Source organism: Enterobacter sp. MGH 24, from assembly GCF_000493015.1.
Taxonomy (GTDB): Bacteria; Pseudomonadota; Gammaproteobacteria; order Enterobacterales; family Enterobacteriaceae; genus Enterobacter.
This window is the reverse complement of record NZ_KI535657.1, coordinates 1,484,390-1,506,388: the sequence shown is the minus strand read 5'-3', so window position 1 is coordinate 1,506,388 and position 21,999 is coordinate 1,484,390. Positions and strand designations below refer to the sequence as shown.

General features: G+C 55.5%; 21 protein-coding genes, 1 tRNA gene and 2 pseudogenes. 9 read left to right on the top strand and 15 right to left on the bottom strand.

Annotation, left to right across the window (positions count from 1 at the left end):
* Nucleotides 1–26 precede the first annotated feature (26 nt).
* On the top strand, nt 27–1,730 hold the full coding sequence (locus L370_RS14690; RefSeq protein ID WP_023334008.1) for an AsmA family protein: 1,704 nt from the start codon (nt 27–29) through the stop codon (nt 1,728–1,730).
* Nucleotides 1,731–1,790: 60 nt separating this feature from the next.
* On the opposite strand, the gene yicI is transcribed toward L370_RS14690, so the two are convergent.
* Together yicI and L370_RS14700 are read right to left on the bottom strand one after the other, a co-directional pair.
* On the bottom strand, nt 1,791–4,109 hold the full coding sequence (gene yicI, locus L370_RS14695) for an alpha-xylosidase (protein ID WP_023334007.1): 2,319 nt from the start codon (nt 4,107–4,109) through the stop codon (nt 1,791–1,793).
* Nucleotides 4,110–4,121: 12 nt separating this feature from the next.
* Nucleotides 4,122–5,513 carry a glycoside-pentoside-hexuronide family transporter gene (locus tag L370_RS14700; protein ID WP_023334006.1) on the bottom strand — a complete coding sequence of 464 codons (1,392 nt, stop codon included), beginning with the start codon at nt 5,511–5,513 and terminating at the stop codon, nt 4,122–4,124.
* Nucleotides 5,514–5,801: 288 nt separating this feature from the next.
* On the opposite strand from L370_RS14700, the gene L370_RS14705 reads away from it, so the two are divergent.
* Nucleotides 5,802–5,896: transfer RNA gene (locus tag L370_RS14705), tRNA-Sec, on the top strand.
* Nucleotides 5,897–5,901: 5 nt separating this feature from the next.
* Here the strand turns inward: L370_RS14705 and L370_RS14710 are convergent.
* Both L370_RS14710 and L370_RS22640 read right to left on the bottom strand, forming a co-directional pair.
* Entirely contained in the window at nt 5,902–7,407 is a 1,506-nt protein-coding gene (locus L370_RS14710) for a reverse transcriptase domain-containing protein (RefSeq protein ID WP_023334005.1), read from the bottom strand.
* A gap of 246 nt (nt 7,408–7,653) precedes the next feature.
* Complete coding sequence (locus tag L370_RS22640; RefSeq protein ID WP_065189817.1) at nt 7,654–7,815, bottom strand: YlcI/YnfO family protein; 162 nt, start codon at nt 7,813–7,815, stop codon at nt 7,654–7,656.
* 128 nt (nt 7,816–7,943) lie between these two features.
* Here L370_RS22640 and L370_RS14715 point away from each other — a divergent pair, with 128 nt between their 5' ends.
* On the top strand, nt 7,944–8,285 hold the full coding sequence (locus L370_RS14715) for a SymE family type I addiction module toxin (protein WP_023334004.1): 342 nt from the start codon (nt 7,944–7,946) through the stop codon (nt 8,283–8,285).
* 58 nt (nt 8,286–8,343) lie between these two features.
* Nucleotides 8,344–8,812: pseudogene (rhuM, locus tag L370_RS22635) on the top strand (RhuM family protein).
* On the opposite strand, the pseudogene L370_RS23675 reads toward rhuM, so the two are convergent.
* From L370_RS23675 to L370_RS14735, 6 genes and pseudogenes are all read right to left on the bottom strand, one after another.
* A pseudogene (locus tag L370_RS23675) lies at nt 8,811–8,909 on the bottom strand (GNAT family N-acetyltransferase); the annotation flags it as partial. The pseudogenes rhuM and L370_RS23675 overlap by 2 nt on opposite strands.
* A 91-nt stretch (nt 8,910–9,000) precedes the next feature.
* Entirely contained in the window at nt 9,001–9,288 is a 288-nt protein-coding gene (locus L370_RS14720) for a DUF6966 domain-containing protein (protein ID WP_023334002.1), read from the bottom strand.
* Nucleotides 9,285–10,349 carry a hypothetical protein gene (locus L370_RS22300; protein ID WP_023334001.1) on the bottom strand — a complete coding sequence of 355 codons (1,065 nt, stop codon included), beginning with the start codon at nt 10,347–10,349 and terminating at the stop codon, nt 9,285–9,287. Before L370_RS22300 ends, L370_RS14720 begins: the two co-directional genes overlap by 4 nt.
* Nucleotides 10,350–10,589: 240 nt before the next feature.
* Entirely contained in the window at nt 10,590–11,033 is a 444-nt protein-coding gene (locus L370_RS14725) for an acetyltransferase (RefSeq protein ID WP_023334000.1), read from the bottom strand.
* 127 nt (nt 11,034–11,160) lie between these two features.
* The gene (locus L370_RS14730; protein WP_023333999.1) at nt 11,161–12,159 is read right to left on the bottom strand and encodes a class I SAM-dependent methyltransferase; all 999 of its coding nucleotides are present in this window, start codon (nt 12,157–12,159) and stop codon (nt 11,161–11,163) included.
* Between the two features lie 78 nt (nt 12,160–12,237).
* The gene (locus L370_RS14735; RefSeq protein ID WP_023333998.1) at nt 12,238–12,762 is read right to left on the bottom strand and encodes a lipocalin family protein; all 525 of its coding nucleotides are present in this window, start codon (nt 12,760–12,762) and stop codon (nt 12,238–12,240) included.
* A 117-nt stretch (nt 12,763–12,879) separates the two neighbouring features.
* On the opposite strand from L370_RS14735, the gene L370_RS14740 reads away from it, so the two are divergent.
* From L370_RS14740 to L370_RS14755, 4 genes are all read left to right on the top strand, one after another.
* Entirely contained in the window at nt 12,880–13,605 is a 726-nt protein-coding gene (locus tag L370_RS14740; protein ID WP_023333997.1) for a MerR family transcriptional regulator, read from the top strand.
* Between the two features lie 99 nt (nt 13,606–13,704).
* The gene (gene uraH / locus L370_RS14745; protein ID WP_023333996.1) at nt 13,705–14,115 is read left to right on the top strand and encodes a hydroxyisourate hydrolase; all 411 of its coding nucleotides are present in this window, start codon (nt 13,705–13,707) and stop codon (nt 14,113–14,115) included.
* A gap of 102 nt (nt 14,116–14,217) precedes the next feature.
* Complete coding sequence (locus tag L370_RS14750) at nt 14,218–15,177, top strand: YbgA family protein (RefSeq protein ID WP_023333995.1); 960 nt, start codon at nt 14,218–14,220, stop codon at nt 15,175–15,177.
* Nucleotides 15,178–15,323: 146 nt separating this feature from the next.
* Nucleotides 15,324–16,412 (top strand): AAA family ATPase, encoded by a 1,089-nt coding sequence (locus L370_RS14755; RefSeq protein WP_023333994.1) that lies wholly within the window; start codon nt 15,324–15,326, stop codon nt 16,410–16,412.
* Between the two features lie 28 nt (nt 16,413–16,440).
* Here L370_RS14755 and L370_RS14760 read toward each other — a convergent pair whose 3' ends face one another.
* The 4 genes from L370_RS14760 to L370_RS14775 form a co-directional block, all read right to left on the bottom strand.
* Nucleotides 16,441–17,394, bottom strand: a complete 954-nt coding sequence (locus L370_RS14760; protein ID WP_023333993.1) for a GlxA family transcriptional regulator — start codon at nt 17,392–17,394, stop codon at nt 16,441–16,443.
* Nucleotides 17,395–17,420: 26 nt separating this feature from the next.
* Nucleotides 17,421–18,200 (bottom strand): MBL fold metallo-hydrolase, encoded by a 780-nt coding sequence (locus tag L370_RS14765; protein ID WP_023333992.1) that lies wholly within the window; start codon nt 18,198–18,200, stop codon nt 17,421–17,423.
* Nucleotides 18,201–18,323: 123 nt separating this feature from the next.
* Entirely contained in the window at nt 18,324–19,127 is an 804-nt protein-coding gene (gene nlpA, locus L370_RS14770) for a lipoprotein NlpA (RefSeq protein ID WP_023333991.1), read from the bottom strand.
* Nucleotides 19,128–19,315: 188 nt separating this feature from the next.
* On the bottom strand, nt 19,316–20,815 hold the full coding sequence (locus L370_RS14775) for an MDR family MFS transporter (RefSeq protein ID WP_032666556.1): 1,500 nt from the start codon (nt 20,813–20,815) through the stop codon (nt 19,316–19,318).
* Nucleotides 20,816–20,893: 78 nt separating this feature from the next.
* Here L370_RS14775 and L370_RS14780 point away from each other — a divergent pair, with 78 nt between their 5' ends.
* Nucleotides 20,894–21,541 (top strand): TetR/AcrR family transcriptional regulator, encoded by a 648-nt coding sequence (locus tag L370_RS14780; protein WP_023333989.1) that lies wholly within the window; start codon nt 20,894–20,896, stop codon nt 21,539–21,541.
* Here L370_RS14780 and L370_RS14785 read toward each other — a convergent pair.
* Nucleotides 21,538–21,957: a GNAT family N-acetyltransferase gene (locus L370_RS14785; RefSeq protein WP_023333988.1), complete on the bottom strand. Its 420-nt coding sequence runs from the start codon at nt 21,955–21,957 to the stop codon at nt 21,538–21,540. The two genes, L370_RS14780 and L370_RS14785, sit on opposite strands and share 4 nt — an antisense overlap.
* Nucleotides 21,958–21,999: the final 42 nt, after the last annotated feature.

The window sequence follows — 21,999 nt, the reverse complement described above, 5'->3', positions numbered from 1 at the left end:
ATGTGCGTTTTGCGGGATGGAAGACCATGAAATTTATTGGAAAGCTCCTTATCTATCTTCTGGTAGCCCTGCTCATTGTGCTGCTGGCGTTCTACATTCTGCTCCAGACCCGCTGGGGCGCGTCTCAGGTCAGCAGCTGGGTGACGGTGAATACCGACTACGAACTCAGTTTCGACAAGATGAATCACCGCTTTTCGTCGCCTTCCCACATCATTCTGGAAAACGTCACCTTCGGTCGGGACGGTAAACCCGCCACGCTGGTAGCCAAAAAAGTCGATATCGGCCTGAGCAGCCGCCAGATAACCGATCCGCTGCATATGGACACCATTACCCTGTTCGACGGCACGCTGAATCTCTCGCCCCAGACGGCACCGCTGCCTTTTCAGGCGGATCGCCTGCAGCTAAATAACATGGCGTTTAACAGCCCAAATACCGAATGGGACCTGAGCGCGCAGAAGGTCACGGGCGGCGTCAGCCCGTGGCAGCCGGAAGCGGGCAACGTGCTGGGGAACAACGCGCAGATTCAGATGAGCGCAGGCTCGCTGACCCTGAACGGCGTACCGGCCACCAACGTGCTGATCGAGGGCCAGCTTAACGGCAAGGAAGTGGTGCTGAACACCATTGGTGCCGACATGGCCCGTGGCTCACTCACCGGATCCGCCCTGCGCAATGCCGACGGGAGCTGGATTATCGACACCATGCGCCTGAACGAAATTCGCCTGCAGAGCGATAAAACGCTTATGGCGTTCTTCGCGCCGCTGGCCACCATCCCCTCTCTGCAGATTGGCCGTCTGGACGTGACCGACGCCCGGCTTCAGGGCCCGGACTGGGCGGTGACCGATCTCGACTTAAGCCTGCGCAACCTGACGTTAAGCAAGGGCGACTGGCAGAGCCAGGAAGGCCGCCTGTCCATGAACGCCAGCGAGTTTATCTACGGCTCGCTGCATCTTTTCGACCCTATCCTGAATGCGGAGTTTTCCCCGCAGGGCATGGCGCTGCGTCAGTTCACCTCCCGGTGGGAAGGCGGCATGGTACGCACTTCCGGTAACTGGCTGCGCGACGGTAAAGCGCTGGTGCTGGACGATGTCGCTATCGCCGGGCTGGAATACACCCTGCCGCAGAACTGGAAAACGCTGTGGATGGAGCCTCTGCCGGAATGGCTGAACAGCGTCACGCTGCAAAAATTCGGCCTGAGCCGCAACCTGGTGATCGACATCGATCCCGCCTTCCCGTGGCAGATCACCTCTCTGGACGGCTATGGCGCAAACCTGCAGCTGGTGAAAGATCGCCAGTGGGGCGTCTGGGGCGGCAACGCAACCCTGAACGGCGCGGCGGCGACCTTTAACCGCGTGGACGTGCGCCGTCCGTCGCTGGCGCTGAATGCGAACGCCGCCACGGTGAACATTACCGACCTGAGCGCCTTTACCGAGAAAGGTATTCTTGAAGCCACGGCGACGGTTTCACAGCTGCCGCAGCGGCAGACCACGGTGAGCCTGAACGGGCGCGGTGTGCCGCTCAACGTGCTGCAGCAGTGGGGCTGGCCTGCGCTGCCGATTACGGGTGACGGCAATATTCAGCTCACCGCCAGCGGAAGCGTGCAGGCAAATGCCCCGCTGAAGCCGACGGTGAATGCAAAGCTGAGCGCGGTAAATATGGATAAACAGCAGGTGCAGCAGACGATGGCGGGCGGTGTGGTGTCAACACCACCCTCACCCCAGCCCTCTCCCTAAAAGGGAGAGGGAGCAAACCATTCCCTCGCCCCTTTGGGGAGAGGGTTAGGGTGAGGGGAATTAAAGGTGAACCACCACCTCATTCCCCTCCGCTTTCACCACCACGCCCCGCTCGCTGCCCTCGTGTGAGCCGCCCTTCACGCCGCTCACCTTCTGCACGTTGCGCAAGCACACCGACCAGTTTTGCGCGTCTCCCGCGCCGGTAAAGGTCACGATGTCACCCCGACGTGACGCCTTCAGCGTAAACGCCACGGACCCGTCCGCCGCAGGCACTTCGCTCATCGCCGTTGCGCCGTCGTCCAGGTTAAACAGCTGGAAGGCCGTCCCCGCGTTCCACGCGTAGTCCGGCTTCTGGTTATTGTTACCCAGCGCCAGCAGCGTGTTGTCGCGCACGTAGACCGGCAGGCTCATGAAATCGTGCTGCTGCTTATGCCAGCGGCTGCCCTGAATTTCGTCGTTATGCCACAGGTGCGTCCATCGGCCTTCCGGCAGGTAGAACTGCACGTCGCCCACCTCGGAGAACACCGGCGCGACCATCACCGAATCCCCCAGCATGTACTGGCGGTCGAGATAATCGCACGCCGGATCGTCCGGGAACTCCAGCATCATCGCCCGCAGCATCGGCGTACCGAACTCGCGGGCCAGCGCTGCCTGACGATACAGATACGGCATCAGCTGACATTTCAGCTGCGTAAAGTGGCGAACCACGTCGCAGGACTCGTCATCGTACGCCCACGGTACGCGGTAGGATTTGCTGCCGTGCAGGCGGCTGTGGCTGGAGAACAGCCCGAACGCGCACCAGCGTTTGTAGACGTGCGCCGGCGCGGTGTTTTCGAACCCGCCGATATCGTGGCTCCAGAACCCGAAGCCGGACAGGCCAATCGACAGCCCGCCGCGCAGGCTTTCGGCCATGGATTCATAGTTGGCGTAGCAGTCGCCGCCCCAGTGCACCGGGAACTGCTGCGCACCCACGGACGCCGAACGGGCAAACAGCACCGCCTCTTCTTCCCCCACCGACTCTTTCAGCACGTTCCACACCAGCTCGTTATAGATGTAGGCGTAGTGGTTGTGCATCTTCTGCGGATCGGAACCGTCGAACCACTGCACGTCCGTCGGGATACGCTCGCCGAAGTCGGTCTTGAAGCAGTCGACGCCAATATCTACCAGGCCTTTCAGCTTGTCGGCATACCACCGGCACGCGTCCGGGTTGGTGAAGTCGTAAACCGCCAGCCCCGGCTGCCATTTGTCCCACTGCCACAGGGAGCCGTCCGGGCGCTTGAGCAGGTAGCCCTTCTCTTTCAGCTCCCGGAAAATCGGGGATTTCTGACCGATGTACGGGTTGATCCACACGCAGACCTTCAGCCCTTTCTCTTTCAGGCGGCGGATCATCCCTTCCGGGTCCGGGAAGGTCACCGGGTCCCACTCAAAGTCGCACCACTGGAAGGCCTTCATCCAGAAGCAGTCGAAGTGGAACACGTGCAGCGGCAGGTCGCGCTCGGCCATGCCGTCGATAAAGCTGTTTACCGTCGCTTCGTCGTAGTTGGTGGTGAACGAGGTGGTCAGCCACAGGCCGAACGACCAGGCAGGCGGCAGCGCCGGACGCCCGGTAAACTGCGTATAGCGGTTCAGCACCGCTTTCGGCGTCGGGCCGTCGATCACGAAGTACTCGAGATATTCCCCTTCCACGCTGAACTGCACCTTGGAGACTTTCTCGGAGCCGACTTCAAACGAGACGTTTTCCGGGTGATTCACCAGCACGCCGTAGCCGCGGTTGGTCAGGTAGAACGGGATGTTTTTGTAGGACTGCTCGGTGCTGGTGCCGCCGTCGCGGTTCCAGGTTTCGACCGTCTGGCCGTTGCGCACCAGCGCGGTAAAGCGCTCGCCCAGGCCGTAGACCGTTTCCCCCACGCCCAGATCCAGACGTTCAAACACATAGTTGCGATCGGTATTGCTGTCCTGCACGTAGCCGTTATTTTTCAGCTGGCTGCCGGTAATGCGCTGGCCGTTGCGCAGGAAATCCAGCGCCCAGAACTCGCCTTTGGTGACGCGCACGCTGACGCTTCCACTTTTCAGCTCGGCAAATTCGGCGTTGTTTTCAATCTCTACCTTCACGTCTTTCAGAACGTTCAGCGGATAGTGCGGGCCGTTATTCAGCGCGCCCTGGAAATGCTCAATGCGCACCCCGACAATCCCTTCCTGCGGGGCAAACAGGCGCACCGTGAACATCAACGTGTCGAGCTGCCAGGTGCGCTCACGCACGTCGCGCGGCGCCACGTACGCCACCAGGTCATTGCCCTGCTGCTCCACGTCGAACACCTGAACCGGATAGGTCACGTTCAGGCCCGGTTGAATGAGCCAGTTTCCATCACTGATTTTCATACTCTCGTCCTCTTAGTTCTGTAATTCTTTGCTGACCGGCAGGTTTTCAAATTCCTGCTGATTGCGGCGCGCGCCCTGCGCCAGCTCGCCCAGGATTTTGGTCAGGAAAGGGGTTTTCAGCGTGTAGTAGCGTTTGGCGATGATGGCGCTCAGCACGTAGCAGACCGCCGGGGCCAGCGTAAACAGGCCGATAATGATGCTGATGGTCGCGCTGTTCTGGGTTTTGGCTGCCGCGTCGTAGCCGCCGCCTGCCAGCATCCAGCCGATCATCGCCCCGCCCAGCGCCAGACCAAGCTTCAGCACGAATAGCGTGCCCGCAAAGCTGATGCCGGTCAGGCGCTTGCCGTTGGTCCATTCGCCGTAGTCGACGGTATCGGACATCATCACCCACTGAATCGGCGTCACCAGCTGGTGCAGCACGCCAATGACGAAGATAAAGGCGAACATCAGCACGGTGGCATGCATCGGCACGAAGAACATCGCCACGCTGACCACCGCCAGCGCCGCGTTGGTCCACCAGAAGATGCTGACCTTGCACTTCCAGTCGGTGAGCGGTTTCGCCAGCGCGGAGCCAATCAGGTTGCCGACGCAGTAGGTGGTAAGGAAGGCGACGAACACCTCCGGCGAACCCATGATCCAGGTGCAGTAGTACATCATCGCCCCGCCGCGCACGCAGACGGCGAGGATGTTGAGGATGGTGAGCACGCCGACGATGCGCCACTGGTCGTTGTGCCAGATGTCGCGCAGGTCTTCCCGCATAGAAGTGGTGCTCGGCGGCACCTGAATGCGCTCTTTGGTGGTGAAGAAGCAGAATGCCAGCATCAGGAACGCGACCACCGACAGCACGGCGATGCCGCCCTGGAAGCCGAACGCCTTATCGTCGCCGCCAATCAGTTTCACCAGCGGCATCATCAGCACCGTAGAGAGCATGCCGCCCGCCGTCGCCAGCACAAAGCGCCAGGACTGCAGGGAGATACGCTGCGTCGGGTCGTTGGTGATCACGCCACCTAGCGCGCAGTACGGGATATTGACCACGGTATAGAGCAGGGTCAGCAGGGTGTAAGTAATGGCGGCGTAAACCATTTTGCCGTTGAGGCTGAGGTCCGGCGTGGTGTAGGCCAGCACGCAGACGATACCGAACGGGATGGCACCAAACAAAATCCACGGACGGAACTTGCCCCAGCGGCTGCGGGTGCGGTCGGCAATCAGCCCCATGCACGGGTCGGAGATCGCATCCAGCGCGCGCGCCAGCAGGAACATGGTGCCGACAAACCCGGCGGGAATGCCGAAAATATCGGTGTAGAAAAACATCATGTACAACATGACGTTATCAAAAATGATGTGGCTGGCGGCGTCTCCCATGCCGTAGCCAATCTTCTCTTTTACTGACAATACTTCGCTCATCTTTTTTATCCTTCACGCTGTAGGGGGCGCTGAGACCGGTTGCATTGGTTTTAAACCATTGTTTCAAAGGCGGGTATTGCGATTTCTGGTTAGCAGATTACGTTTCTTGTTTTTTGTGATCGCGGTAAATGTTGAGAGCACGAAGGGCTAACATGAGGATTTTCTTAGGAATTAACTGAAACAGGGGTGTACAGGTCAAAAGAGAGGTGAAAAAAGTGGTGTGGGGTATGTGGTAAATGTCTGAAAGTAGCTATAATGCGCCCCGCCTCCATGTAGCAATCGAGGCGCGGAAGATCGTCATCTCCGGTGAGGTGGCTGGACTTCAAATCCAGTTGGGGACGCCAGCGTTCCCGGGCAGGTTCGACTCCTGTGATCTTCCGCCAGTCCCCTACCATCGGTAGTTGTAATTTTGTGAATTGGGATTCATTACTCTTTCAATGCCATTTTCTATTAACCCTTTCCTTAATGCTTTGCTGATCAAAAGGAAACTAGGAATCTCCAATAATTTTTTTCCATTAATTTTAACTTTTGAACAATTAGTAAGTAAGTTAACTTTAGACTGATTGAATGGGAAACTATGATTTCTGTTATATCCATGCTGAGCAAGAAGTTTTGATCTTAACAATAAAGCTCTATAAATAGTAGAAACTAACCATCCATCCAGTTCTCTTAACTGCCTCTCATTCGTGACGAGTGGGTAAAAGCTCATTACACCTTTAAAGAAAATTCTTTTTGACCTTCCAGAAAGAAAGTTTTTAATGGTAGTATCCTGAAGACCACCGTACATATACCTTCTAATCTGAACCATTGCTCTTAAAAAATTTACATCTTTATCATTGGCAGGAATTGACTGACCAGCAAGATTCCCCTTTTTTAACGGCTGAATAAGATTTCTGTATAAAAGATAAGATATTTGTTTTTTTATTTTAAGAACTGATGAGTGTTTAATAGACACCTTATCTACAGCTAAAGAGTAACCCAGAAAATCGAGGCTTTTCTTTGATACTATCTCAGACTTTAATCCATCCTTTGTTAATAAGGATATTCCGTCTGATTTCTTTACATTAATTTTTACACCAGCACTCTTCGAAAATTCAGTAATCAAATTAAAGGCATTACAAATTTTTGAATACTCTCTGGTCCAAACAATTGTATCATCCGCATATCGAGAGAACTTTACACCTTCTCTTTCAAGTGCTTGATCAAAATTCCAGCAGCACAAATTAGCTAAAAATAGGCTAATTGATGTACCTTGAGGGATGCCTACACTTCGCTCAGCAAGAAACGCCTTAATTATATATTTCTCTTCTTGACTAATATAAAAACCATTGAGATTAAACTGTTCAAAAAGGAACCTATGTTCAATAGTCCCGAAAAAATCTGAAAAATCGAATTCTGCAATAAACATCCTTTCACTAAGCGATAGGTCGACGAATATATCCTGTATTGCAAAATGAACATTTCTGTCGTTTCTGTATGCATATGAAAAAGAGCTAAATCGATGCTTGTTTTTTTCTAAAAGGCGATTAAAGAAAAACTTTGAAACCGCAGCATCAGGTATTTGATATATTGATACAGTTCTTTCACCACCACCTTTTTTTGGAATCTGTTTTAAATGAACCTCACTTGGTTTATATGTTCTATTTTCAATTTTCTTGGCTATAGAGTGCGCGATTGATTTATGTTTTCGTAATACGTGGAATGGATTAAATCTTTTATCTTTCTCCCAATAATCAGGAGTATGGATTTCTTTAGCCTTAGTATATGAATGGCCGAAACGTTTAATGTTTCTGATATGCTCAAGATGCAATCTATTATGATATGCGTGGTAGCGTTTAATAAGTTTTTTGGCTTCTTCTTTAATAATTTCACTTAAAGATTCTTCGAGACTCATTTTATCCTCCATAAAAAAACCCGAGACGTAGCTCGGGTTATTCCGCGGTGCAAGCCCAAGTAAAAGTAAGTTATCACTTGGTTGGAAAAGGTTCGACCCCACTCCCCCATCGATCCACAAAGTGGATCGGAGACCTCTTTCGAGGCAGAAGGCAAGACCACTACACCTATTAGGCGCTGGAGAAAAGAATGCATCAATTATCAGTTAAAAACAACTTTGATATGAGATTTAACTGAAAAAATGCAACTACTGCGAACTAAGTCGCATTCTACAAGCCTCTTTCACCCACTTACTAAAATTCCCTTTCCCGGCAGCCTTCTCAATCTGCTCCAAAAGCTCATCCTCAAACCGAATATTCTTCATCGTGCTCTTGGTACGGTCAAAATTTGGTTTCTTTTTCTCTTGCATGGTAGGTACCACTTCGGTTAGTTTATCTGCACGTGGTACCTACCACATGGATTTGGAATTCTGACAACGCCCAGCAGTGTTGGAGCACTAAAGGGCGTCTAACCTCACCAACTATCAAGGAGTTGATTATGGCTGATTCGCATTCTACCCCAGACACAGACCAATCCGGAACTGAGCGTTCGTTAATTGTGGGATACCGCCCGAATGTTTTCGACAAATCCACGCCGAAAATCATCCTTTCCGGCAAGTGGCTGCGCGCAGCAGGTTTTGATACCGGACAGCAGGTCACAGTAAAGGTCATGAAAGGATGCATCGTTCTGGTGGCGTATAATGAGCAAGAGCAGCGGTTGCAGGACGATTATAAACGGACGAAAGCAAAACTCATTGAGATAGAGGACGCGCTGGCGGCGATCCAAACTCCGCGTCCTGGAAAGCGCCTCGCAAAATCAAATACAAACCACCTGGCTTAGCGCCTATTTCTGGCATACTACGAGCTTACCGGCATCAACCTTATGACGCGGAGGCAGCATGACATATGAAGAATTAATTAACTCACCAGCCGGTGAGTTCGTCATGTTTGCCAGCAAAGATGGAAAAGTTCACATTGAATGCCGCTTCGAAAGCGATACGTTGTGGCTCTCACAGGCCACGATCTGTGAGTTATACGGCAAAGTCAAAGCCACGATCAGTGGGCATATCAAGAATATTTTTGATGAGAGTGAGCTGGTCGAAAATTCAGTTGTTCGGTTTTACCGAACAACTGCCAGCGATGGAGTAGGTATTTTTACGAGACTGGCAAACCAAACTCGATCAGTTCCTGCAATTTAACGACCGGGACGTTTTAGAAGGAGCAGGAAAGGTCAGCAAGAAAGCGGCTGATGAAAAGGCGTGCTCAGAATACGTTGAGTTTGAAAAAAAGCAGCGCCTGCTGAAAGAGGCCGAAGGTGAGAAAGATATCGTCGGCTTATTAAAATGGGATAAGCAGGCTAAGCGCTAATCCCGGTCCCCCTGCTCACATCATCCACAAACAGCATTTCAATGCGGTTTTCATCCATGCCTAAAAAGCCGTGAATAACGCCTGCGTCATCCTGGGCTGAGCGCGACGATTAACTCCGTGCAACTTCCGGTGGGCAGCAGGACAGGGCTGATATTCAGCCCTATGACAGTTATATTCAGCGAAAACTTTCAGATATTACGCTCTGAGATCTCTGCTTTTATTAAGCTGTATAGCTTATCTGATAACTCATTAAGGGTATTGTTTTCAGCTTGCAGCATTTTGCCGTTATTTTGCAATATTAAGTCGTTAAAGGAACCAGCCCCTCTGAAAATAGACCTAATGCCTAACACGACCTGGTCATAATCAGAATCCAGGTGCTCACGATAATAAATTAGTCTTTTTGACCAAACTCTTTCATCACAAGAGACAAGTAATTCAATGATTTGATTAAGTAACGTATGTATATCTGATTTCATTTCAATCCCCCAAAATTAACCGTCTCTACGCCTGGAATATTCCAAGGCGCAGGGATTACGACTTGCTCAGTACCTCCAGGGAAAATATCAGACTGGTAGCCCACCTCTCCGACATATACCTTCGATCCTGCAGGAATTTTTATCTCATAAAAACTATCGATCACAGATTCAGAACCGTCAGGCCATTTTGGTAACACAGCCTTATCGACACGCGTCTGTAGTACTCCTAAAGGTCGTTCATAACTGAAAAATCGCCCTAACTCTGTGCCGCTTTGACCACCTCTAAAAAATGTGGTGTCCTGGGACAATGTTATTTCCTTGTAAGCTCCGCCTGAGAACGTTTCGGCAAAGCGCTCATTTAATGGTCCGGGTTTTATCATTGAGTATTCACCCTCGACTTTTCCCAGAACATGGAGATTGTTAAGCTCACTCGCCGCCCCCAGTCTGCCAAGGCCAAGACCCGCAGCAACAGAAGCGCCGGCAATAACCAGCCCTTTATTGTCCATAACCTGATTGTAACCCGCTGGCGCATCGCCACCGAGCTGCTGAGCGGTCTGATGGAATCCCTCGATATTACCATTATAGATCCCGCCCGCGGCCAACAACCGACCAGCAGCTTTGCTGTTGATGGTTTTTGCAGCCTGAGCATGTTGCGCAGGTGCCGCCGGGCGAACGTGATATCCCGGGCGTTTCAGTTGCCGGGACAGGAGATGGCTGAGCCGGGTATGAAGGAATAGCGGCAGATCATTGCGAAGGTCACCGGATGTCGTCAACACTCCCGAAATAGCATGCCCGGTTATGTCTTTTCTCAGCAGAACGAGCTTCCCGGATTTGATGTCGGCAAGAGTGTCACGGTATGCCATCCACGGATGCTGCCAGTGAAACGGTTGATAACGGCTGACAAACCGGGTGTAGCCCTGCGGTAAATTCCACTCCTGAATGATGCGGTTGGGCAGTGCAGTTTCTGCGAGATCTCCTACCGCAGTGTCCGGATGGATAATGTGAGGAATGTCCTCAAGGTAGAGGTCGTCCAGTGACATTGCCTGACTGCGATGAAGCATGGTGTCCCTTTTACGCTGCCGTTATACGCCCAATTATTGCGCATTCCAGGCAACAGGCAAAGACCCCTAATGTCCCCGCGGTTGATTTACCGCGTACCCTGCCTGGGTTATGTCTGACCGGAGACTGACCAGAAAAAGTCCGCTACGAGCGAGGAATTGAAGTTCGCAGTTACTCTCAAAGACGATGAAGAAATTGCCAGCATTACTGTGTATTAATCAATGGGGAGCAGGTCAAGGGCGTTAAGCCTGTCCACCCAACCGCATATGCAGCAACGGAAACGGATTCCCCTGCCCGTCCAGTTCCGAGCGTCCGACCTGCTCAAACCCCATATGGCGATAAAACGCGACGCCCTGCGAGTTCTGCTCATTCACGTCCACTTCGTTCGCGCCGAACGCTGCGATGGCGTGTTGCAGCAGCAATTTCCCAACGCCCTTCCCCCGGCTCGCATCGTCAACAAACAGCATTTCAATGCGGTTTTCATCCATGCCTAAAAAGCCGTGAATAACGCCTGCGTCATCGCGAGCAATCACAACCTTGAGGTTTGGCAGATAGGCGTTGAGCAATAGCGGGCGCAGCGCCGCAATATCGCTTTCCTGTAAAAAGTGATGGGTGGCGCGGACGGAGGATTCCCAGATAGCGACCAGACGTTCGAAGTGTGTGGGGAGTGCGGTTTCAATTTTCATGGGGGGATCATGTTGGGAAAATCCTACTAATGCAAGTCACTCTGTGCGCCCTGCTCCCCCTCACCCTAGCCCTCTCCCTCAGGGAGAGGGAACCGATTGTGCGGTTTGTCCCCCCACACAGCTCGCGCTAAACCCTAATCTCCATCACCGCATACACCCCGTCCTTCGGCACCACCACGGTGACGTTTTCCACCGGCACGCCCGCCGCGAGGTGAATATCCTGCAGCTGCTGTAACGTCCTCGGGTAAATATCCTCCCAGCCGATCCCCCGCAGCACAAAGTCAATTTGCGGGCTGCTGGTGAGCATGTTCGACACTATCACCGCGCCGCCGGGCTTAACCAGCCGCAGCGCGCGCTGGAGAAAAATCACCGCATCGGTATCGTTGAAGTATTCGAAAATCCCCAGCGCGTCGACCAGTTCGGCCTGGTGCTCGCCCAGCTCCAGCAGCAGGTCCTCGTTACGCACCAGCGTATGGAGCAGGTTGCGCCTGAGCAGCGTCAGCTGTTCGCCCACCACAATACCTTCCTGCGCCGCCATGGTTTCGGCCCAGCTCAGCGCCACCGGGTCTTTGTCCACCAGCGTCAGATACACCTGCTGACCATCGAGCTTTGCTTCGCGCAGCGCCTCCAGCACCGGGATGGCGGCGCCGCTCGCCAGGCTGACCCAGTTGTTCTCGCTTTCATTGTGAATGTACTTATCCACCAGTGCGGCCAGCACCCTGGCGCGGGAACGCACGCCTACCGCATCGTTCGCGTGGATAAACCACTGGCGGCTGTCGCTGTCCATTTTAGTGCCGTCGGGCAGGCGATCTTCCAGCGGGTTTTGCACCACAAACAGCGCCAGCGCGGAGGGCACCAGCCGGGTGCGCCACGCGGTGAGCGCCGGGCGGTTGCGGAAGGCCTGTTCGGAATAGCGGTTCTGGGGAACAAGCACGGCTTGCCCCCCTTCTTCGTATTCCACCCTGGGTGGCCGAAGCGCTGGCTCGGCTTTCAGGGCACGGTCAAGGGAGGCGATCTCACGGGCAGCATCGTCTTTCATCGGCCACTGGTCGCTGACGTCGGGAAATGACGCGCTGAAAATAGTCATATTTTCCGGCGCATCGCCGCGAAAAGGCTGCCAGTTCATGTCGTCTTCCCTCCGTTGGGCTTTTAACGGAAGTCTATCCAGGCGAGCCAGTAATGCCCCAGGAAGAAAGCACGATTTTTACTGCTTCACCCACACCAGCTGGTCAACCCGGAAGCCCAGACTGCGCGCGGTGTTCAGGTAATCCTGCTTCACCGCGTCCGGGATGGTCGGCGTGCGCGACAGGATCCACAGGTAATCGCGGTTCGGGCCGCTGACCAGCGCATACTGGTACTTATCGTCGAGCCTGATCACGTTATAGCCGCCGTAGAACGGGCCGAAGAACGACACCTTCAGCGCGGCGGTGGTCGGCTCGCCGGTAAAGTACGCTTTTCCTTCGCTCTCATTCCACTTGCTCTTCACCGGATCGTAGCCCCGGTTAAGCACGCTAATACCGCCGTCGCTGCGCTTGCCGTAGGTGGCGGTTACCTTCTCCAGCCCGCGTTCAAAGCGGTTTTCCAGACGGGCGACCTCATACCATTTGCCAAGATAGCGGCTGGCGTCAAAACCGGAAATCGGCTGCACGCCTTTCGGCGGCGTGGGGGATTTACAGGCGACCAGCGTCAGCGCAATGGCAACACCGGTCACAACAGGCCATAGCTTCATGAGAATTCCTTTCATTTGCACGGTTGGATGTTAAGTGTAGTGCACCGTTTCGGCGCTTCATCCCGTTCGGGAAAATTCGTAGTATATTGAGAGTATTCCTCCACTCTGGACACGGACATGGCTTACTCCATCGGCGAATTCGCCAGACTCAGCGGCATTACCGCCACCACCCTGCGGGCGTGGCAGCGTCGCTATGGTTTACTCAAGCCACAGCGCACGGAAGGCGGCCATCGCCAGTACAGCGACGAGGACGTCCAGCAGGCGCTAAAAATTCTCGACTGGGTAAAAAAAGGCGTCCCGATTGGTCAGGTCAAACCGCTGCTGGAGCGCCCGACGCCGGGGCGGACCAACAACTGGCAAACCCTGCAGCAGAACATGCTGCAACGCCTGCAGGACGGCAAAGTCGAGTCCCTGCGCCAGATGATTTACGACGCCGGACGCGAGTACCCAAGGCCGGAGCTGGTCGCGAACGTGCTGCGCCCGCTGCGCAGCCAGGTCTCGGCCAACGTCGCCGCCGCCATGACCCTGCGCGCGCTCCTCGACGGCATCATCATCGCCTACACCTCGTTTTGTCTCGAAGGTGACAAAAAAGCGCCGGGCGATAACATTCTGCTCAGCGGCTGGCATCTGAATGACCCGTGCGAGATCTGGCTCGAAGCCTTAACGCGCACCGGGCAGGGCCACCGCATCGACATCCTGCCGGTTCCGCCTGACGCGCTGGCCCCGGAAATTTTCCCGGAGCGTAAATGGCTTCTGGTCACCAGCGGCAAGCTCACCGCCGGGCGGAAAAAGCAGGTGGAGCAGTGGCAGCAGCAGGTATCGCTTGAAGTCATTATCCTCTGATCATTTTCTCCTGCGGGAATCTTCACGAAAAGTTGAATATTTTCCCGCGCCGCAGATGCTAACGTTTTCCTGTGACGAATAACTCAACAGGAAAACACCATGAAAAAAACTGCCCCTCTGCTGATCCTGGCCTCGATGGCCTTCGCCCCTGCCGCCTTTAGCGCCCCTGCCGGCACGCTGAGCGTCCACATTCTCGACCAGCAAACCGGGATGCCGCCATCAGACGTTACCGTTACGCTGGAGAAGCAGCAGCAGGACAAATGGACTCCGGTTGCCAGCGGCAAGACCGACCAGGACGGACGTATCAAATCGCTCTATCCGCAGGATCAGGACATGCAGCCTGGCGTGTATAAAGTGACCTTCAAAACCGCAGATTACTTCCACGGCAAAAAGCTGGACTCCTTCTTCCCGGAGATCCCGGTGCTCTTTACCGTGACCCGCACCAACGAAAAGCTGCACATCCCGCTTCTGCTGAGCCAGTACGGTTACTCGACCTACAAGGGCAGTTAAGACGCATTGATTTTAAAGGATTATAAAAAATAGTTTCGCGAATACTTGGACAAATTAGTCATGTTGTGTAAGTTTTAGTTATATGAACGGGAGGACCACACCATGACAACGAAACCTGTACTCGGTATTAGCGGATGTTTGACCGGTTCCGCCGTTCGCTTTGACGGCGGACACAAGCGTATGGGCTTCGTCATGGATGAGCTGGCCCAGTGGGTGAATTTCAGGCCCGTCTGCCCGGAAATGGCTATCGGTCTGCCGACCCCTCGCCCGGCCATACGCCTGACGCTGACGGACAGCGGCGAGACGCAGCTCCGTTTCAGCAAGCCGCCTCATGATGACCTCACGCAGAAAATGGCCGACTTTACGGCGGACTATCTGCCAAAAATCGGCGATCTTTCGGGATTTATCGTCTGTGCAAAATCCCCAAGCTGCGGCCTGGAACGCGTGCGGCTGTACGATGAAAACGGCAACCGGGGCCGCAAGGAGGGCGTCGGGCTGTTCACCGCCGCCCTTCTTGAAACCTACCCGTGGCTGCCCGTCGAGGAAGATGGTCGGCTGCACGACCCTGTGCTGCGGGAAAACTTTATTGAGCGGGTATTTGCCCTGCACGAGCTAAACACGCTGCGCGCTAAAGGTCTGACGCGACGTGGGCTGCTGGATTTCCACAGCCGCTATAAATTGCAGCTGCTGGCGCACCATCAGGCGGGCTACCGTGAAATCGGCCCGTTCGTCGCCTCGCTGCACGAGTGGGAAGACCTGGACGCCTTCTTTGTGGCGTACCGGGAAAAGCTGATGACCATCCTGAAAAAACCCGCCTCGCGGAAGAATCACACCAACGTACTGATGCATATCCAGGGGTATTTCCGTAACCAGCTGAACACCCGCCAGCGCGGCGAGCTGCGCGACGTGATCCTGCACTATCGCAACGGACAGTTGCCTATCCTCGCCCCGATCACGCTGCTGAAGCACTACCTGGCCGAATACCCCGACCGGTATCTGATGACGCAAAACTACTTTGATCCCTATCCTGATGATTTGGGTCTGCGTCTGGCAGTCAAGTGATCATAAAAATGCGAAGGCCCCATTGACCCTTAGAGGCCCAAAGCAGTACCCCGTTTAGACGACATCCTCACTGTCGTCTCTTTTTTGCATTTCATCTCAAAGACTGTGATTATATACAGGCTTATTATGCAAAAAGGGGCCTGCCTGTGATCAACACCCTGCACATTCAAAACTACCGCTCTATTCGCGATATGTCGCTGGAGCTGGAGCAGCTCAACATCGTCTTCGGACCGAACGGCACCGGGAAATCCAATATTTACAAGGCGATATATCTGATGCACAGCGCCGCTCAGGGGCAGTTTTCCCAGGCGCTGGCGAACGAGGGCGGCATTCTGAAGGTGTTCTGGGCAGGCAAAACCCGCAGCGACCAGCTGCGGCGGATGAATCTGGCCGTGGAAACAGAGACCTACGAATACGAGCTGCAGGTCGGGTTTGTGGAGAAGCTGCCTTACCCTTCGCAGTTTCAGCTCGATCCGGTGATCAAAGAGGAGTCCATCTGGCTGAGCGGCCAGCACCGTCGGCCTTCGTCACAGCTGATGAAGCGTAAGAACCAGGCGGTGTTTCTGAACAACGTGCATCACGAGAAAGTGACCCACAGCGGCACGCTGTATGAGAACGAATCGGTGTTCGGGCAGCTCGGCGAACCGCATCTTTACCCTGAAGTGTCGCAGATGCGCGAGTCCCTGCGTAACTGGCGCTTTTATCATGAGTTTTCCGTCTCATCCGGCTCGGCGATGCGCGCCCCGCAGGTCGGTTTCCGCTCCCCGGTGCTGGCCAGCGACGGTGCCAACCTGGCGGCGGCATTTCAGACCATCGTCGAGATTGGCGACGAGCTGCTGCTGATGCGCATCCTCGACCAGGCCTTCCCCGGCTGCGTGTTTTACAGCGACAACACCGGTGGACGTTTTCGCATGATGATGCAGCGCGAGGGGCTGAGCAGGCCGCTGGAACCGGCGGAGTTCTCCGACGGCACCCTGCGCTTCCTGTGCCTCGCGGTAGCGCTGCTAAGCCCGCGCCCACCGGCGTTTATCGCGTTAAACGAACCGGAAAACAGCCTGCACCCGCAGATGCTGCCCGCACTGGCGAGCTTAATCGCCGAGGCCAGCCGCTACTCGCAGATTTGGCTCACCAGCCACTCGCCGGAGCTGGCGAAGTTGATTGAGAAGCAGAGGTCGTTTTCGCTTTATCAGCTGTCGATGGTGGAGGGGGAGACGAAGGTGGAGAGGCTGGGGTAAACGCCGGGTGGCGCTGCGCTTACCCGGCCTACAAATGAGTCCGAAAGGTCTTACGCCACTCCGCCGGGCTGACCCCAAAACGCGCCTTAAACTGCTGTCGCCAGGTGACGGCGGAATTAAATCCCACCAGCTCGGCCACGCGTTCAATCGGCATATTTCCGGCTTCAAGCAGGATCTGGCTACGCCGCAGGCGTTCGGCGGTAAGCCAGTCGGCGACGCTCATCCCCGTGGCTTTAATAAAGTGACGGGTCAGCGTGCGGCGGCTCATCGAAACCACCTCCGCCAGCGAGTCCAGGCTATGCGGTTCGGTGATGTGCTGCTGAAGGTAGTCGATCAGGCAGTTAATGCGTCCGTCCCGGGTATCTTTAGGTACCGGCTGGGCAATGAACTGCGCCTGCCCGCCCTCGCGGTGGGGCGGAACAATCATCCGACGGGCAATCTGGTTGGCGACCACGCTGCCAAAGCGCTGGCGAATGATATACAGACAGCAGTCCAGCGCGGCGGCAGTGCCTGCGGAAGTGATGATATTGCCGTCATCCACGTAGAGGGCATTAATATCCAGCCAGATGTTCGGGAAGAGCGACTGAAACTGGCGTTCGAACTCCCAGTGGGTGGCCGCACGTTTACCGTCGAGGATCCCCGCATAGGCCAGCACAAACGACCCCAGACACAGCCCGACGATCTCCGCGCCGTTGTCTCTCGCCTGCACCAGGCTGTCGAGCAGCGTCTGGGGCGGGCGTTCAAGGACGTGCTGCCAGTAGGGAACGACGACTATATCGGCCCGACCAATGGCGGTGTAGTCCTGCGTGGCGTTGAGGGCGAACCCGTCTTTTGAGGTGAGGAACCCCGGCGTTTCGGCGCAGATCGTCACGTTAAAGCGCTTTTCGCCGGAGACCGAATCGCCAAACAGAATGCAGGGAACGGAGTAGTGGAACGGGCTGAACCCGTCTACCGCGACAATCGCGACGTTGATTAGCGACATCTGTCTCTCCTTTCCCTTTAACGCACTCAGAATATAACGGTTTCGCCATCCTGGGGAATGCTCACTGCGTCACTCACCTGATTGGCTTCAACGTACTCACGCAGCGCGCTGCGGGTCAACAGGCAGTGGTTAATCGCCTCCATGTGGCTCGCCACAATGTTGGCCTGCGGCAGCAGGAAATGAACGTTGAGCACGTCCTCTTGCCCCATAATAATCGGCCCAAAACCAATGACGTGGGCATAGCCAGCGTTCAGCACCACCACGTCCGGCTGGTGCTTTTGCAGATCGGCCGCCACCTCGTCACGCCAGACGGTATCCCCGGCAAGATAAAGCGTCTTCTCATCGGGATGACGCAGCACCACGCCACAGGCTTCGCCCAGCCGCTCCGCCAGCTCCGGCACGGCGTAAGCGCGATCGGTGCCGTGCTGCCCGCCGTGGGTTTTCGTAATCTGAATATCGCCGAAGAAGGTCGCGTCGGTCATGACCGTCAGGTTGCTAAACCCCTGGCTGCGCAGCAGCGTGGCGTCACGGTCGTTTTGCACGTAGATCGGCTTGTCTTTGGCGATCAGCTCCGCCGCGGTGCGATCCCAGTGATCGTCATGGGTATGGGTGACGATCACCGCGTCAGCGTTCAGCAGCGTGTTAACGTCAACGGGGAGTTCGACCGTCGGGTTACGGCGTTCGGCATGCGCCGTGCCGGGAAAGCCCGGATAAGCGCCCTTCGGGGCCAGCATCGGGTCGATTAAAAGACGTTTACCGGCGTAGGTAATCATCTGGGTGGCGTTGCGAATGTGGGTAATGTTCATGGGCTATCCTCCGATTGGTGTGATAAGGAGGATAGCCAGCCGTCGCAATTGGCGCTGTGGGCTAAAGGGCGATTACCGATGGAATCGGGCCAATTGAAGACACCGCGTTTTTTGCCGGTTTCTTTACCAGCCCGGCACCGCCCCGCCGTTAAAGATCGTCTCCGCCGCTTTCGCTACCTCAGGCGATTGATACGACTGGATAAATTCCTTCACGTTCTCCGCGTCCTTATTGTCTTCGCGCGTCACCACAATGTTCACGTAGGGCGAGTTTTTATCTTCAATAAAGACGCTGTCATGCACCGGCGACAGCCCGGTTTGCTGAATATAGGTAGTGCTGATGATGGCGACATCCACTTTCGGGTCGTCCAGCACGCGCGGCAGCTGTGCCCCTTCCAGCTCCATAATTTTCAGCTGTTTAGGGTTGGCGGTAATATCCAGCGCCGTCGGCAGCAGCCCGGTGTCCGGCTTCAGGGTAATGAGCTTCTCCTTTTGCAGCAGCAGCAGCGCGCGGCCAAGGTTGGTCGGATCGTTTGGAATAGCTATGGTCGCCCCGTCCTTCAGGTCAGACACGGATTTGATTTTGCGGGAATAGCCGGCCATCGGGAAAACAAAGGTGTTCGCCACGGCCACCAGCTTGTACCCATGCGCCTTGTTATCTTCTGCAAGGAACGGGCGATGCTGGAAGACGTTGGCATCCAGTTCCCCCTGGTTAGTGGCATCGTTAGGCAACAGCGAGCCGCTGAAGCCGACCAGCTCCACGTCCAGGCCATATTTCTCTTTTGCCACTTTTTTGGCGACTTCCGCCACGTCCTGTTCAGCGCCGTTGATGACGCCCACTTTTATGTGTTTGGCATCATTGCTGTTTTGGTCACAACCCGCGAGCAGCAGGCCAGTCATCAGGAGAAGCGCACCCAATCGAAGTTTCACGAGACAGATCCTTTTGATAAACGTTTAGAAGACTATATCGACAACGCAACGGCTCTCTAAAAACCGAAAAAGAATCAATAAGAAGGATACGTTATATGCGGTCTGTTGCCGGGTGGCGCTACGCTTACCCGGCCTACGCGCGGAGGTGTTGTAGGCCCGGTAAGCAAAGCGCCACCGGGCGATGGGCATCACGCCTGCCGACGCAGCGGCGCTTCCCGTAAAAACCACGACAGCGCAAACGCCAGCACCATAATCCCTGCCGCCAGCAGGAATACCGCATGAATGGCCGAGCCGAAGGCATCGAGATAGTCCAGCCTCAGGGCGTCTGGCAAATGATGAATGGCGGTCGGGTTCAGCTCGCGCGGCAGTTCCGCCCCTTCAGGCAGCCTGTCGACCAGCCCTGACTGCAGAACATTCGTGAACACCGCGCCAAACAGCGCGACGCCGATCGCCCCACCGATGGACCGGAAGAGCGTGACGCCAGAGGTGGCTACGCCGTATTGATCCGCCGATACGCTGTTTTGCACCGCCAGCACCAGCACCTGCATCACCAGTCCCAGCCCCATGCCCAGCACGCTGGTGAACAGATAAAGCTGCCAGGTTGGCGACGTGATTGAAATGCGCGTCAGTAAAAACATCCCCACCACGCCGAGCAGCGTGCCGAGGATCGGGAACAGGCGATATTTCCCGGTACGGCTGATGATCCGCCCGCTGATAATCGAGGTCAGCAGCAGCCCGCCCATCAGCGGGATGAGCTGCAGGCCGGCCTGCGTTGGCGTGGCGTCTTTCACCACCTGCAGGTACAGCGGCAGGAAAGTCACCGAGCCAAACAGCGACATGCCGATGATAAAGCCAATCAGGCTGCAGAGCAGGAAGCTGCGGTCGCGGAACAGCGACAGCGGGATGATCGGCTCCCACGCCAGCCGCTCCTCATAGATAAACCCGGCAATGCCCGTCAGGCCAAAGGCCAGAATGCACCACAGCTGCGGGTCGCTCCACTGGCGAACGGTGCCGCCTTCGGTGGTAAACAGGATGATGCACAGCAGCGCCATGCTGAGGTAAATCGCCCCCAGATAGTCAATCTCGTGCCTGCTGCGCCGCGCGCTACCGTGGAACACCGCACCAATCACCAGCAGGGCAAACAGCCCCAGCGGCAGGTTGATGTAGAAAATCCAGCGCCAGGAGACGTGCTGGACGATAAACCCGCCGATCAGCGGCCCAATGACCGTCGCCAGCCCGAATACGCCGCCAAACAGCCCCTGATAGCGCCCGCGATCGGCAGGCGGGATCACGTCCGCGACGGCGGCCATGCTGATGACCATCAGGCCGCCGCCGCCCAGCCCCTGCAGGGCGCGCATCAGCACCAGCTGGGTCATGTTTTGCGCCAGCCCGCACAGCGCGGAGCCCACGAGGAACAACACAATCGCGATTTGCAGGACGATTTTACGCCCAAACAGATCGCCGAACTTGCCGTACAGCGGTACCACGATGGTGGAGCTGAGAATATAGGCCGTTACCACCCAGGAGAGCTTATCCAGCCCCCCAAGCTCGCCGACGATGGTCGGCAGCGCGGTAGAGACAATGGTCTGATCCAACGCCGAAAGCAGCATCACCAGCAGCAGCGCGCTGAACAGCAGCTTAATCGACGGCGCTTTTTGCGCAGGTTGAGTCATTACGTCGGACTCCATAAGACATCACTTGAAATTAATTAATCGTGTAATTAATATTTGTGTAAGTGATGAATAAGATCAAGAGGCACCGTGGTCATGCCAGCATTAAAAGACAATTCTGAACCGCGCCGCCCCGGCCGCCCTCGCGGGGGGAAACGCGTCACCGCCAGCCGCGAACAGCTGCTGGATATCGCCCTGAACCTCTTTTCCCGTCAAGGGATCGCCAACACCTCACTCAACGCCATTGCCAAAGAGGCGGGCGTCACGCCCGCGATGCTGCACTATTACTTCAACTCCAGAGAGCAGCTGCTGGATGCGATGATTGAGGAGCGTTTTCTGCCGTTACGCGAGAGGATCGGAACGATTTTCGCCGATAACCGGGATTCGCCGGTGAACGCCCTGACGGAAATGGTTAAGGTGCTGGCCGAACTGGCGGAACAGTATCCCTGGTTTGCGCCGCTGTGGATGCAGGAGGTGATTGGCGAAATGCCGGTACTGCGCACCCATCTGCAGGCGCGGTTTGGTGACGAGAAGTATCAGGCGACGCTTGCCACCCTCAAAGACTGGCAGCAGGACGGGAAGTTGAATCAGGCGCTGGCACCGGAGCTGCTGTTTACCACCTTACTGAGCCTGGTGCTGGTGCCGTTCTCACGCATGCGCAATGACGAGAGGCTAAAATCCCTCTCGCCGGAAATCATTGTCCGTCATGCGCTTGCCGTAATCGGCACCGGGATCGGCGGTTAAAGCGCCTTTGCCAGATAGTGGCGCTGCATGCCCTCATACGGATAATCCTGCAAAGACATCTGCAGCTGATACCCCTGTTTTTCATAGAACGGGCGCGCCTGGAAGCTGGCCGTATCCACCAGCGCGTGCTTGCAGCCTTTGCGTCGGGCTTCGTCTTCTGCGGTTTTGATAAGCTGGCTGCCGACGCCGGATCCGCGCACGGTGTCGCTGACCCACAGAAAATCAATATTCAGCCAGTCGCCTTTACGCACCCCAATTAGCCCGCCGAGCATGACGCCGTTTTCGTCCCGCACGTAAACGCCAATATCCCCGCTGAAGGTCGCCAGATCTAAAAACTGCCCGTTATACGATCTCAGCCCCGTTAATAACTCTTCTTTTTCTTCAGGCGTAACTTTTTCAGTGATGCTCAACTGCATTTTGTTCTCCTTATTTTGAGCGCAATCTGAATATCTCACAGC

Bases quoted from the DNA above. Each gene is read 5' to 3' on its own strand.
- L370_RS14690 (WP_023334008.1), top strand. From the start codon at position 27: ATGAAATTTATTGGAAAGCTCCTTATCTATCTTCTGGTAGCCCTGCTC.
- yicI (WP_023334007.1), bottom strand. From the start codon at position 4,109: ATGAAAATCAGTGATGGAAACTGGCTCATTCAACCGGGCCTGAACGTG.
- L370_RS14700 (WP_023334006.1), bottom strand. From the start codon at position 5,513: ATGAGCGAAGTATTGTCAGTAAAAGAGAAGATTGGCTACGGCATGGGA.
- L370_RS14710 (WP_023334005.1), bottom strand. From the start codon at position 7,407: ATGAGTCTCGAAGAATCTTTAAGTGAAATTATTAAAGAAGAAGCCAAA.
- L370_RS22640 (WP_065189817.1), bottom strand. From the start codon at position 7,815: ATGCAAGAGAAAAAGAAACCAAATTTTGACCGTACCAAGAGCACGATG.
- L370_RS14715 (WP_023334004.1), top strand. From the start codon at position 7,944: ATGGCTGATTCGCATTCTACCCCAGACACAGACCAATCCGGAACTGAG.
- L370_RS14720 (WP_023334002.1), bottom strand. From the start codon at position 9,288: ATGAAATCAGATATACATACGTTACTTAATCAAATCATTGAATTACTT.
- L370_RS22300 (WP_023334001.1), bottom strand. From the start codon at position 10,349: ATGCTTCATCGCAGTCAGGCAATGTCACTGGACGACCTCTACCTTGAG.
- L370_RS14725 (WP_023334000.1), bottom strand. From the start codon at position 11,033: ATGAAAATTGAAACCGCACTCCCCACACACTTCGAACGTCTGGTCGCT.
- L370_RS14730 (WP_023333999.1), bottom strand. From the start codon at position 12,159: ATGAACTGGCAGCCTTTTCGCGGCGATGCGCCGGAAAATATGACTATT.
- L370_RS14735 (WP_023333998.1), bottom strand. From the start codon at position 12,762: ATGAAGCTATGGCCTGTTGTGACCGGTGTTGCCATTGCGCTGACGCTG.
- L370_RS14740 (WP_023333997.1), top strand. From the start codon at position 12,880: ATGGCTTACTCCATCGGCGAATTCGCCAGACTCAGCGGCATTACCGCC.
- uraH (WP_023333996.1), top strand. From the start codon at position 13,705: ATGAAAAAAACTGCCCCTCTGCTGATCCTGGCCTCGATGGCCTTCGCC.
- L370_RS14750 (WP_023333995.1), top strand. From the start codon at position 14,218: ATGACAACGAAACCTGTACTCGGTATTAGCGGATGTTTGACCGGTTCC.
- L370_RS14760 (WP_023333993.1), bottom strand. From the start codon at position 17,394: ATGTCGCTAATCAACGTCGCGATTGTCGCGGTAGACGGGTTCAGCCCG.
- L370_RS14765 (WP_023333992.1), bottom strand. From the start codon at position 18,200: ATGAACATTACCCACATTCGCAACGCCACCCAGATGATTACCTACGCC.
- L370_RS14775 (WP_032666556.1), bottom strand. From the start codon at position 20,815: ATGGAGTCCGACGTAATGACTCAACCTGCGCAAAAAGCGCCGTCGATT.
- L370_RS14780 (WP_023333989.1), top strand. From the start codon at position 20,894: ATGCCAGCATTAAAAGACAATTCTGAACCGCGCCGCCCCGGCCGCCCT.
- L370_RS14785 (WP_023333988.1), bottom strand. From the start codon at position 21,957: ATGCAGTTGAGCATCACTGAAAAAGTTACGCCTGAAGAAAAAGAAGAG.